The organism is Pseudomonas sp. GW821-FHT07B01 (assembly GCF_059419065.1).
The window spans coordinates 92945-104720 of sequence record NZ_JBWKRA010000013.1 but is presented as its reverse complement, the minus strand read 5'-3'; the positions used below and the strand labels follow the sequence as shown (position 1 = coordinate 104720).

At 61.3% G+C, this 11776-nt stretch carries 13 protein-coding genes; 8 read left to right on the top strand and 5 right to left on the bottom strand.

What is annotated here, in order from left to right:
* The first annotated feature begins 10 nt into the window (after window positions 1-10).
* The 3 genes from AC07S6_RS16270 (at window position 11) to fdhA (ending at window position 3007) form a co-directional block, all read left to right on the top strand.
* On the top strand, window positions 11-643 hold the full coding sequence (locus AC07S6_RS16270) for a sarcosine oxidase subunit gamma (protein ID WP_014720232.1): 633 nt from the start codon (window positions 11-13) through the stop codon (window positions 641-643).
* Between the two features lie 125 nt (window positions 644-768).
* On the top strand, window positions 769-1626 hold the full coding sequence (purU, locus tag AC07S6_RS16265) for a formyltetrahydrofolate deformylase (protein WP_005792124.1): 858 nt from the start codon (window positions 769-771) through the stop codon (window positions 1624-1626).
* A 181-nt stretch (window positions 1627-1807) separates the two neighbouring features.
* Window positions 1808-3007, top strand: a complete 1200-nt coding sequence (fdhA, locus tag AC07S6_RS16260) for a formaldehyde dehydrogenase, glutathione-independent (protein WP_014720230.1) — start codon at window positions 1808-1810, stop codon at window positions 3005-3007.
* A gap of 189 nt (window positions 3008-3196) precedes the next feature.
* On the opposite strand, the gene AC07S6_RS16255 is transcribed toward fdhA, so the two are convergent.
* Window positions 3197-3655 carry an anti-sigma factor domain-containing protein gene (locus tag AC07S6_RS16255; protein ID WP_034128870.1) on the bottom strand — a complete coding sequence of 153 codons (459 nt, stop codon included), beginning with the start codon at window positions 3653-3655 and terminating at the stop codon, window positions 3197-3199.
* 136 nt (window positions 3656-3791) lie between these two features.
* On the opposite strand from AC07S6_RS16255, the gene AC07S6_RS16250 reads away from it, so the two are divergent.
* On the top strand, window positions 3792-4364 hold the full coding sequence (locus tag AC07S6_RS16250; protein ID WP_034128869.1) for a DUF2780 domain-containing protein: 573 nt from the start codon (window positions 3792-3794) through the stop codon (window positions 4362-4364).
* On the opposite strand, the gene yihG is transcribed toward AC07S6_RS16250, so the two are convergent.
* The gene (gene yihG / locus AC07S6_RS16245; RefSeq protein WP_054896763.1) at window positions 4361-5245 is read right to left on the bottom strand and encodes a 1-acylglycerol-3-phosphate O-acyltransferase, YihG family; all 885 of its coding nucleotides are present in this window, start codon (window positions 5243-5245) and stop codon (window positions 4361-4363) included. The genes AC07S6_RS16250 and yihG overlap by 4 nt on opposite strands.
* 171 nt (window positions 5246-5416) lie before the next feature.
* Here yihG and rloA2 point away from each other — a divergent pair, with 171 nt between their 5' ends.
* The 4 genes from rloA2 to creD are packed head-to-tail and all read left to right on the top strand — an operon-like array spanning window position 5417 to window position 9434.
* Window positions 5417-5917, top strand: a complete 501-nt coding sequence (rloA2, locus tag AC07S6_RS16240; protein WP_014720226.1) for a retropepsin-like aspartic peptidase RloA2 — start codon at window positions 5417-5419, stop codon at window positions 5915-5917.
* A gap of 8 nt (window positions 5918-5925) precedes the next feature.
* Entirely contained in the window at window positions 5926-6594 is a 669-nt protein-coding gene (creB, locus tag AC07S6_RS16235) for a two-component system response regulator CreB (protein ID WP_495112630.1), read from the top strand.
* The gene (creC, locus tag AC07S6_RS16230) at window positions 6594-8033 is read left to right on the top strand and encodes a two-component system sensor histidine kinase CreC (protein WP_495112629.1); all 1440 of its coding nucleotides are present in this window, start codon (window positions 6594-6596) and stop codon (window positions 8031-8033) included. The genes creB and creC overlap by 1 nt, the downstream gene beginning before the upstream one ends.
* Window positions 8034-8084: 51 nt before the next feature.
* Window positions 8085-9434 (top strand): cell envelope integrity protein CreD, encoded by a 1350-nt coding sequence (gene creD / locus AC07S6_RS16225; RefSeq protein ID WP_032902314.1) that lies wholly within the window; start codon window positions 8085-8087, stop codon window positions 9432-9434.
* Between the two features lie 207 nt (window positions 9435-9641).
* Here creD and AC07S6_RS16220 read toward each other — a convergent pair whose 3' ends face one another.
* The 3 genes from AC07S6_RS16220 to AC07S6_RS16210 all read right to left on the bottom strand — a co-directional run bounded on the left by AC07S6_RS16220 (window position 9642) and on the right by AC07S6_RS16210 (window position 11716).
* Complete coding sequence (locus AC07S6_RS16220) at window positions 9642-10271, bottom strand: glutathione S-transferase (protein WP_495112628.1); 630 nt, start codon at window positions 10269-10271, stop codon at window positions 9642-9644.
* Between the two features lie 162 nt (window positions 10272-10433).
* Window positions 10434-10616 carry a hypothetical protein gene (locus AC07S6_RS16215; RefSeq protein ID WP_014720221.1) on the bottom strand — a complete coding sequence of 61 codons (183 nt, stop codon included), beginning with the start codon at window positions 10614-10616 and terminating at the stop codon, window positions 10434-10436.
* Window positions 10613-11716 (bottom strand): PepSY-associated TM helix domain-containing protein, encoded by a 1104-nt coding sequence (locus AC07S6_RS16210; protein ID WP_259038923.1) that lies wholly within the window; start codon window positions 11714-11716, stop codon window positions 10613-10615. The genes AC07S6_RS16215 and AC07S6_RS16210 overlap by 4 nt, the downstream gene beginning before the upstream one ends.
* Window positions 11717-11776 lie beyond the last annotated feature (60 nt).

Below are 11776 nucleotides of genomic sequence, written 5' to 3'. Positions count from 1 at the left end.
CAGGTGCTTTATGACAGCAGCCAATGTTTACCAACAACGCCCCACCACCGGCGCCAAGGCCGAGTCGTCGCTGCACCATGCCGACCTTGCCAGCCTGGTCGGCAAGGGTCGCAAGAATGCCGGCGTGACCGTGCGTGAAAAGAAACTCCTCGGCCACCTGACTATCCGTGGCGATGGCCACGACGCCGCCTTCGCCGCCGGCGTACACAAGGCCGTCGGTATCGAACTGCCCGGCCCGCTGAGCGTGGTCTTCAAAGGTGAAACCAGCCTTCAGTGGCTCGGCCCGGATGAGTGGCTGTTGATTGTGCCGAGCGGTGAAGAATTCGCCGCCGAGCAAAACCTGCGCGCCGCCCTGGGCGACCTGCATATCCAGATCGTCAACGTCAGCGGCGGCCAGCAGATTCTTGAACTGAGCGGCCCGAATGTGCGCGATGTGCTGATGAAGTCCACCAGCTACGACGTACACCCCAACAACTTCCCGGTCGGCAAAGCCGTGGGTACGGTGTTCGCCAAGTCGCAACTGGTGATCCGTCATACGGCTGAAGACACCTGGGAACTGCTGATCCGTCGCAGCTTCTCGGATTACTGGTGGTTGTGGTTGCAGGATGCCTCGGCTGAGTTCGGCCTGAGCGTTGTCGCATGATGATCATTCCCACGCTCCGCGTGGGAATGCATACCGGGACGCCCCGCGTCCCAAAAGCGGACGCAGAGCGTCCATGGCGGCATTCCCACGCAAAGCGTGGGAACGATCAGCCTGAGGAGTGACCCATGAGCCGCGCACCCGATACATGGATTTTGACCGCCGATTGCCCCAGCGTGCTCGGCACGGTGGACGCGGTCACCCGCTACCTGTTTGAGCAAGGCTGCTACGTCACCGAGCACCATTCGTTTGATGACCGCCTCTCGGGTCGGTTTTTCATTCGTGTTGAGTTCCGTCAGCCTGACGGCTTTGACGAGCAGGCGTTCCGCGATGGCTTGGCCACCCGTGGTGAAGCCTTTGGCATGATCTTCGAACTGACGGCGCCGAACTACCGGCCCAAAGTGGTGATCATGGTCTCCAAGGCCGATCACTGCCTCAACGACCTGCTGTATCGCCAGCGCATCGGCCAGCTGTCGATGGACGTAGTCGCGGTGGTGTCCAACCATCCCGATCTGAAGCCCTTGGCTGATTGGCACCAGATTCCCTACTACCATTTCCCCCTCGACCCCAACGACAAACCGTCCCAGGAGCGCCAGGTGTGGCAAGTGGTGGAAGACACCGGCGCCGAACTGGTGATCCTTGCGCGCTACATGCAAGTGCTGTCACCAGAGCTGTGCCGCAAGCTGGACGGCAAGGCCATCAACATTCACCACTCATTGCTGCCGGGCTTCAAGGGCGCCAAGCCCTATCACCAGGCGTACAACAAGGGCGTGAAACTGGTGGGCGCCACGGCGCATTACATCAACAACGATCTGGATGAAGGGCCGATCATCGCCCAAGGCGTGGAAGTGGTGGATCACAGCCACTATCCCGAGGATTTGATTGCCAAGGGGCGGGATATCGAAGGGCTCACATTGGCGCGGGCGGTGGGGTATCACATCGAGCGGCGGGTGTTCTTGAACGCCAATCGCACCGTCGTTCTTTAGATCACTATCGCAGGCAAGCCAGCTCCCATTCCTGGAGGTGTGAACCCGATCCACTGTGGGAGCTGGCTTGCCTGCGATGAGGCCCTTACAAGCAACACAAGAAACAGCATCTGTACCCGAGCACTTAACGCGCTGCCCCAAGGGCAACGCAGTTCCATAAAAACAACAGCGAGGTGAAAGCATGTCTGGTAATCGTGGTGTCGTGTATCTCGGCAACGGCAAGGTCGAAGTACAGAAAATCGACTATCCCAAAATGCAGGACCCCCGTGGCAGGAAGATTGAGCACGGCGTCATCCTGCGCGTGGTCTCCACCAACATCTGCGGCTCCGACCAACACATGGTGCGCGGGCGCACCACGGCCCAGACCGGCCTGGTGTTGGGGCATGAAATCACCGGCGAAGTGATCGAGAAAGGCAGCGACGTCGAGAACCTGAAAATCGGCGACCTGGTGTCCGTGCCGTTCAACGTCGCGTGCGGCCGCTGCCGCTCGTGCAAAGAGCAACACACCGGCGTATGCCTGACCGTCAACCCGGCCCGTGCCGGCGGCGCCTACGGCTACGTGGACATGGGCGACTGGACCGGTGGCCAGGCCGAGTACGTGCTGGTGCCGTACGCCGACTTCAACCTGCTGAAACTGCCGGACCGTGACAAGGCCATGGAGAAAATCCGTGACCTGACCTGCCTCTCCGACATCCTGCCTACTGGCTACCACGGCGCTGTTACTGCTGGCGTCGGCCCAGGCAGCACTGTCTACATCGCCGGTGCCGGCCCGGTGGGTCTGGCGGCTGCCGCCTCCGCTCGCTTGCTGGGTGCAGCGGTAGTGATCATCGGCGACGTCAACTCGATCCGCCTGGCCCACGCCAAGGCCCAGGGTTTTGAAGTGGTCGACCTGTCCACCGACACCCCGCTGCACGAACAAATCGCCGCGTTATTGGGCGAGCCCGAAGTGGATTGCGCCGTTGACTGCGTGGGCTTTGAAGCACGCGGCCACGGCCACGACGGCGTCAAGGCCGAAGCCCCGGCCACCGTGCTCAACTCGCTGATGGGCGTGGTACGTGTGGCGGGCAAGATCGGTATCCCAGGCCTGTATGTGACCGAAGATCCAGGTGCTGTCGATGCCGCCGCGAAAATGGGCAGCCTGAGCATTCGCTTTGGTCTGGGCTGGGCCAAATCCCACAGCTTCCACACCGGGCAGACGCCAGTGATGAAGTACAACCGTCAACTGATGCAGGCGATCATGTGGGACCGTATCAACATCGCCGAAATCGTCGGTGTGCAGGTGATCAGCCTGGATGATGCGCCACGCGGGTATGGCGAGTTCGATGCGGGTGTGCCGAAGAAGTTTGTGATTGATCCGCACAAGTTGTTCAGCGCTGCGTAAGCATTGGCCAAATGAAAAGGGCGACCCATGGGTCGCCCTTATTCGTTGCCGGGAGCCAATTTTCAATGCACTGGTGAGCCAATATGGGCTTGCCTGCGATAGCGGCTAATCAGTCGATACCTATGTCGCTGACCCACCGCCATCGCGGGCAAGCCCGCTCCCACAGTTTGAATCGAGTGTGCAGCCCGGTCAGCGAGTGGCCAATGCACCTTGGTAGACGGTCGGGCCTGTCGGTTGCTTGCTCACCGAGCCACCCTTGGTTTCCGAGCTCACCATCAACTCTACCGGCTTGCTGATGCTTTCCTGCTGGCGCGGATTCAGGCCGATGATGCCTTTGCCATCCTCCGGCAGCAGGCCAAGGGACACGGGTGTGCCGTCTTTGGGAATCGCCCAGAGTTCAAGGCTTTGGTCCGGTGCTGGCGCCGTGGAGGCAATCGGCTGCACTTCAAGGTAATCCTTGTGGGCCATGATTTGTGCGGCTGGCTGCTGGGTCGTGGTCACCAATGTCGCCGCGGATTTGACGCTGTCCTGGGTGTAGAGCGCGCCGCCGATACCGGCAACCACCACCACGCAGGCGCCGATGAACAGGCGAGGGCGGCTCCAGAACGCAGGCTTGTGCTCAATCACTGGGGGTTGGATCGCAGTCATAAGTCTCTTCTCGACAAATTTTGTAGTCAGTTCATGGACCCGCTTATCCCCGATGGGTTCCTCAGGGGCTCCGGAACAACCGACGGGATACCCAGTCCAACGCCTGCGTTTACCCCTATACCCAGAGGTTGTTTCGATGAAGATTTCACGCGGTTTTGCCCTGTCCTGCCTGTTGACCGTGGCCGCCGGCCCGGTGTTCGCCGCAGGTTTCAGCCTTGGCGATGCAGCCAATGCCATTTCCGGCATGCAGGGTGGCAACAACAAGGCCGCTGCCGCCGCGCCTACGTCGGAGACGGCCGACCTGCTGACGGCCTTGACCTCGCAACTGAACATCACCCCCGAGCAAGCAGTGGGCGGCACGGGCGCCATGCTGGGCCTGGCCAAGAACAAACTGAGCGGCAATGACTTCTCACAGTTGAGCAGCACTGTACCGGGCCTCGACAAGTTGTCAGGTAATAACGCATTGGGCAGCCTCGGTGCCCTGAGCGGGATGCTCGGCCAAACCGGTGGCAGCAAGACCAGCGGCCTGGACGGCCTGTTGGGCAACGTGAAAAGCACCAATGATTTGAACACCGCCTTCAGCGCATTGGGCATGGACAGCGGCATGGTCGGCCAGTTTGCCCCGGTGATCCTGAAATACCTGGGCGGCGAGGGCGCCAGCAGTTCCGTGCTGGGCAAATTGGCTCAGGCCTGGGGTACCGGCAGCTAAGGCTCTTGGCGCAGTTGTTCGATGCGCGCATCCTTTTCCATCCAGAGCTGGTTGACCCAGTTCTGGACGGTCTGGCGAAACGCCGGATCGTTCTCGTAATCCCCTTGCCACAACGCCGGGTCCAGTTCGCGGGTACGGATATCCACGATCACCTTCGGCACTGCGCCGCTGATCAAGTCCCAGAACCCCGGAATCTTTTGCTGCGGATACACCACGGTCACGTCGAGGATCGCGTCCAGTTGTTCGCCCATTGCCGCCAGCACAAATGCCACGCCGCCCGCCTTGGGCTTGAGCAATCGTGTAAACGGTGACGCCTGCTGCTTGCGCTTGGCCTCGTTGAACCGCGTGCCCTCCAGGTAATTGACCACCGTCACCGGCTGACGCTTGAACAGCTCGCAGGCCTCTTTGGTGATCTTCAAATCCTGCCCCGCCAGCTCCGGGTGCTTGGCCAGGAATGCCTTGGTGTAGCGCTTCATGAAGGGGTAATCCAGCGCCCACCAGGCCAGGCCGAGGAAGGGCACCCAGATCAGTTCTTTTTTCAGGAAGAATTTGAAGAACGGCGTGCGCCGGTTCAATGCCTGGATCAGCGCGGGAATATCGACCCAGGATTGGTGGTTGCTGATCACCAGGTAAGAGGTATCGCCGCGCAGATCTTCGCCACCGCGAATATCCCATTGGGTGGGGATGCACGCGGCGAAGATCAGCTTGTCGATCTCGGCCCAGGTCTCGGCGATCCACATCACCGCCCAGGACGCATAGTCACGCGAGCGGCCCGGCGCCATCAGCTTGAGCAAGGCGAAGACCATCAAGGGGCCGATCAGGATCAGCGTGTTGACTAACAGCAGCAGTGTAACCAGACAGCCGGTGAGCAGGCGGCGCATAAGCAACTCTTGGAATTCTGTGGGCGGGCCATGATAAGCAAGGTGAGTCTAGAGGCCAAATCGCAAATTGCCCGACGAATGTTTCACACTGTACGCGATATGCTCGGTCATCCAACTAAGTGCTGTGTTTGCGGTCTAGACTCCGCCCACTTCTTTCGAGGAAATCCTGCCGTGAAATTGCTCCTTGCCGCGTTCGCCCTGGTTGCTGTGCCTGTCATGGCCGCCGAACCGACCCTCTACGGTCGCTACGAATACATCCAGTTGCCGGAGATCGGCCAGACGTTCAAGGCCAAGATGGACACCGGCGCGCTGACCGCCTCGCTGTCGGCGCGCGACATCGAAACCTTTCAGCGCGACGGCGATGACTGGGTGCGCTTCCGCCTCGGCGGTGAAGACGCGGGTAACAAGGTCTATGAGCACAAGGTGTCGCGCATCAGCAAGATCAAGAGCCGCGCCGACGAAGATGATGACAAGGACGAAGCCAGTGTGGCCAAGCGCCCGGTGATCGATCTGGAGATGTGCCTGGGCGACGTCAAGCGCACCGTCGAGGTCAACCTCACCGACCGCAGCAGCTTCAACTACCCGCTGCTGATCGGCGCCAAGGCCTTGCGTGAATTTGGCGCTGCGGTAAACCCGGCACGTCGCTACACTGCCGACAAACCGGACTGCTGATTGAACCCATGCCGCACATCCTGATTGTCGAAGACGAAGCGGCAATAGCCGACACGCTGATCTTTGCCCTGCAAGGCGAGGGCTTCACCACCACCTGGCTGACGCTCGGCCAGGCGGCGCTGGAGCATCAGCGCCAGACCCCGGCCGACCTGATCATTCTCGACATCGGCCTGCCGGACATCACCGGCTTTGAAACCTGCAAGCAATTGCGCCGCTTCAGTGAAGTGCCGGTGATGTTCCTCAGCGCACGGGATGCGGAGATCGACCGGGTGGTGGGGCTGGAGATCGGTGCCGACGATTATGTGGTCAAGCCTTTCAGCCCGCGGGAAGTGGCGGCGCGGGTCAGGGCGATTCTCAAGCGGGTCGGCCCGTGTGTGGCGCCAACCCTGTTCCAAGTGGATCTGGAACGCATGCAGATTCTTTATCGCGGCCAACCCTTGAGCCTCACGCGGCATGAGTTCCGCCTGCTGCAAAGTCTGCTGGACCAACCCGAGCGCGTGTTCAGCCGCGAACAACTGCTGGACGCGGTGGGCGTACCCTTTGATGCCGGTTATGAGCGCAATATCGATAGCCATATCAAGAGCCTGCGCAGCAAGCTCAGGAGCGTGGCGGCGGATGCCGAGCCGATCCAGACCCATCGTGGCCTCGGCTATAGCTACAGCCCGAGCCACAGCTGATGCGTCTTGGGCTGCGGATTTTCCTGGTGTATGCGCTGTTTATCGGCCTGACCGGCTACTTCGTGCTCAACACCGTGATGAAGGAAATCCGCCCCGGCGTGCGCCAGTCCACCGAAGAAACATTGGTGGACACCGCCAACCTGCTGGCTGAAATCCTGCGTGCAGACGTTAAAAACGGCACCCTCGGCCAGAGCCATTGGCCCGAGCTGCTCAAGGCCTATGGCAACCGTCAGCCGGGTGCGGTGATCTGGGGGCTGCCGAAAAACCAGGTCAACCATCGCATCTACGTGACCGACGCCAAGGGCAGGGTATTGCTCGACTCCAGCGGTGAAGCGGTGGGCCAGGACTATTCGAAATGGAACGACGTGTACCTGACCCTGCGTGGCGAATACGGTGCGCGCTCCACCCGCAGCGATGCAGACGACCCCACCTCATCGGTGATGCACGTGGGGGCGCCGATTCGCGATAACGGCCAGATCATCGGCGTGGTCACGGTGGCCAAGCCCAACAGCTCGTTGCAACCCTACGTGGATCGCACCGAGCGGCGCCTGCTGTGGTACGGCGCCGGGCTGATCACCCTGGGGCTGCTGCTGGGGGCGCTATTGTCGTGGTGGCTGACGGCGGCCCTCAGGCGCCTTACCGCCTATGCCGAAGCCGTCAGCGAGGGCCGCCGCGCCGAGTTGCCGCATTATCGCGGCGGCGAGCTCAAGCAGTTATCCACCGCCGTGGAGCACATGCGCACGCAGCTGGAAGGCAAGGCTTACGTAGAGCGCTACGTGCATACGCTGACCCATGAACTGAAGAGCCCGTTGGCGGCGATTCGCGGTGCAGCAGAGCTGTTGCAGGGTGACATGAGCCGCGAGCAGCGGCAGCGGTTTGTCGGCAATATCGACAGCGAAAGTGCGCGCCTGCAACAGCTGATCGAGCGCCTGTTGAACCTGGCCCAGGTGGAACAGCGCCAAGGTCTGGAAGAGCAGTCGAGTATTTCTTTGGCAGCCCTGGTTGAGGATGTGTTGAAGGCTCAATGTGCGCGGGTCGAAGGCGCCGGCTTGCACGTCGAGCAGGCCATCGCCGCCGATGTGCGGGTATTTGGCGAACCTTTCCTGCTGCGCCAGGCCCTGGGCAACCTGCTGGACAATGCCTTGGACTTTACTCCGCCCGGCGGCACGCTGCGGTTCAGCGCGCAGGTGCGGCATAACGAGGTGCAGGTCAGCCTGTTCAACCAGGCGCAGGCGATTCCCGATTACGCCTTGCCGCGCCTGAGCGAGCGCTTCTACTCGCTGCCGCGCCCGGCCAGCGGGCGCAAAAGTACGGGCCTGGGGCTCAACTTTGTCGAGGAGGTGATGAAGCTGCACGGCGGCTCGTTGCAGATCGGCAACGTACCGGGCGGCGTGCAAGCGGTGCTGCATCTCCACACAGTCTCCACATTGCCCACATAAACCTCCCATACCCACTGGGCAGACTCTCCCCATCAAAACAGGGAGAGACCCATGAACCGCAACCTGCTTTTCAAATTGGGCGCGATTGCGCTGCTGATCCTGCTGTTGCTGATTCCATTGTTGATGATCAACGGCATCATCAGCGACCGCCAGCAACTGCGCGACGGCGTACTGATGGACATTGCCCGCAGCTCGAGCTTTGCCCAGCGCCTCACCGGGCCGGTGATGGTGGTGCCGTTTCGCAAGACGGTGCGCGAGTGGAAGCTCAATGAGAAGCTCAACAAGCGCTACGAAGAAACCCGTGAAGAACGCGGCCGTCTGTATTTCCTGCCGGACCGTTTTGAGCTCGACGGCAAAGTGCAAACCGAACTGCGTGCGCGCGGCATTTACCAGGCGCGGCTGTTCCATGCCGACAACCGTATCAGCGGCCGTTTCGAGTTGCCGGCGCAGTTGGGGATCACCGAAGACTTTGCCGACTACCGCTTTGAGCCGGCGTTTCTGGCGGTGGGGATCAGCGATATTCGTGGTATTGAAAACGCGTTGAAGCTGGAACTGGGCGATCAGCGCCTGGAGTTCTCGCCGGGTTCGCAAGTGGACTGGCTGGGTGAGGGCGTGCATGTGACGTTGCCTGCGCAAGACGGCAAGAAAGCGGCCGTGTTGGACTTCGCCTTCGACCTGCGCCTGCAAGGCACCGAACAACTGCAAGTGGTGCCCGTGGGCAAGACCAGCCAGGTATCACTGGCGTCCAACTGGCCGCACCCGAGTTTTATCGGCAACTTCCTGCCGGCTCAGCGTGAAGTTACCGACCAAGGCTTCAGCGCCAACTGGCAGACGTCCTTCTTCTCCACCAACCTAGAACAAGCCCTGCAGAACTGCCTGGACGGGCAAGGCTGTGAAGACTTCAGCAACCGCAGCTTTGGTGTGAACTTCATCGACCCGGTAGACCAGTACCTCAAGAGCGACCGGGCGATCAAATATGCGTTGTTGTTTATCGCGCTGACCTTCGCTGGTTTCTTTCTGTTCGAAGTGCTCAAGAGTCTGGCGGTGCACCCGATTCAGTACGCCTTGGTGGGCGTGGCGCTGGCGTTCTTCTATCTGTTGCTGTTGTCGTTGTCCGAGCATCTGGGCTTTGCCCTGGCCTATCTGATATCGGCCAGCGCCTGTGTGGTGTTGATCGGCTTCTACGTGTGCCATGTGCTGCGCAGCGTCGCCCACGGCCTGGGGTTTTCGGCAGGGTTGGCGGCGTTGTATGGCTTGCTGTACGGCTTGCTCAGTGCCGAGGATTACGCACTGTTGATGGGCTCGCTGCTGCTGTTTGGCCTGCTGGGTACGGTGATGGTGCTGACGCGCAAACTGGATTGGTATGGGGTGGGCAAGCGTAAGGTGGGGGAAGTGCAATGATCGGGCTGCGCGAAGATCAGCGGATGAAAGCGAGGATGGTCAACTTCCTCAATCACACCGCCTCTCACTGTAGGAGCGAGCTTGTGGTGGCGAGCAAGCTTGCTTGCGCTGGGGTGCGAAGCGCCCCTGATAAAGCCGGCTCCAGCTGCGCTGTCGAGCGGGAGCAAGCTCCCTCGCCACAACAAGCTCGCTCCTACAGGGGGCTGGTCAAACCGGGGGTTGGGTCTGCTGCATCGAAGACCGCTGGCTGACTTCGGCGTACCAGGCGGCGAGCTTGGGGTTATCTGTGCGCCATTGCAGATCCGGGTGGCGAAAGTCTATGTAGCCCAGGGCACAGGCCACGCTGATGGCGGCGACGTCAAAGTGGCTGGCCAGTTCGGCAATGGCGTCCCGCTCCAGCTCGGCGAGGGCGCGGCGGATCTTGTTGCGCTGCTCATCCAGCCAGGGAGCCCAGTGTTTTTCTGGCGGACGCATGGCAGTCTCGTAACGTAGCAGCACGGCGGCATCCATGATGCCGTCAGCCATCGAGGCCAGGGTCAGGCGCCGCCAGCGGGCCGAGCCGTCGCGGGGGATCAGCGGGTTGCCGACATGCTGGTGGTCGAGGTAGTCGAGAATCACCCGGCTGTCGTGCAATACCGAACCGTCGGCCAGGCGCAGGGCCGGGATCTTGCCCACGGGGTTGCCTTGCAGCACTTCGGCATCCGGGTTGACCGGAGTGGGCAGGCACGCGTGCAGGGCCACACGATCCTGCTGGCCGGTCTCGATCAGCAGCACGCGCACTTTACGCACGAAGGGCGAAGCGGGGTTGTGGAACAAGGTCATGCTGGGGGCGGACATGGGCATTCCTCGAGGTGAAGTGTGGCTAGCCTAGAGGGTTGTGCGGTGCCTGGCGAGGGGGCCGCGTTGTTTTTGCGGGCCTCATCGCAGGCAAGCCAGCTCCCACATTGGACTGTGTTCACAGGTCAAAATGTGGGAGCTGGCCTGCCTGCGATAGCGACCTCAGGCGCGCCGCTTAACCAACCCCCATACCCCCATCATTGCCGGTATCCCGAGCCCGATCCAACTCAACGAATCCCACCACCCATCGCCCAGCAACGCCGCAAACAACCCGGCGGCACTGAGCAGGCCGATCCCCAGCGGTATGGCAAAGACCTTCCAGACATTCGACTGCCGCGGCTTCATACCTTGGCCGCCTTGCGCCGTACGATCCATAAGTAAATGCCGCTCACCAGCACGATGATGGTCAACACATCCAGTACCGCCCACAGGACCTTCATTGGCATGCCGCCGTAATCACCGAAATGCAGGGGTTGGGACATGCCCATGGCATCCATGTACCACGGCCGTTCGGCGATGGCGGTGACGGCCAGGGTGCTGGCGTCGATCAGGACCGGGGTCAGCAAATGGGAGGTCAGGTGGGTGCTGCCCTTCATGAACACGGCGTAGTGATGTTCGCTGGAAAAACGCGTGCCGGGGAAGGCGATAAAGTCTGGCTCCATACCCGGAGCGGCCTTGGCGGCAATGCTCAACAGCTCCGTGGCGGGCGCGCGTTGGGTCAGCGGCGGGGCGTTCTTGTAAGGTTCGATCATGGCGCTGAGGCTGTCCTGGCGCCAGGCGGCGATGATCAGGTCGGCGCAGGCGCTGATCACGCCGGTTACCCCCACTACCAGCGCCCAGGTCAAAGTGACCACGCCGATCAGGTTGTGCAGGTCGAGCCAGCGCAAACGGGTGGACTTGTCCTGGCGCACCGTGGCGAACTTCAAGCGGCGCATGAACGGCAGGTACAACACCGTGCCCGAGATAATCGCCAGCACAAACAGAAGGCCCATGAACGCCAGCAATAACTTGCCCGGCAGTCCGGCAAACATATCCACATGCAGGCGCAGCAGGAACAGAGTGAAGCCCCCATTGGCAGACGGCATTTCGACGGTTTCGCCAGTGCGGGCATCGAGCATGAAGGTGTGCGACGAATTCGGCTCAGTGCCGGCTGTGGCCGCCATGATCGCAATTACGCCGTTGTTGTCGTCTTCGTCCCAGGCAAGGTACTGCATGGCCTCACCGGGGCGATGGGCCTGGGCTTTGGCCACAAGCTGCTCAAGGTTGAGCCGGGGCGTATCGGCAGGCATCTGCGCCAGTTCGGGCTCATTGCCCAGCAGGTGGTCGATCTCGTGGTGAAACACCAACGGCAGGCCGGTGAGGGCGAGCAGCAGCAGGAATACGGTGCAGATCAGGCTGGTCCAGGTGTGGATGAAGGACCAGCGGCGGATGGTTTTGCTTTTCATTGTCTAGCCTTCAGATGCACCAAAGCCGCCTTGTTGAGCGGCCTGGTGGTTAGCTCAGCT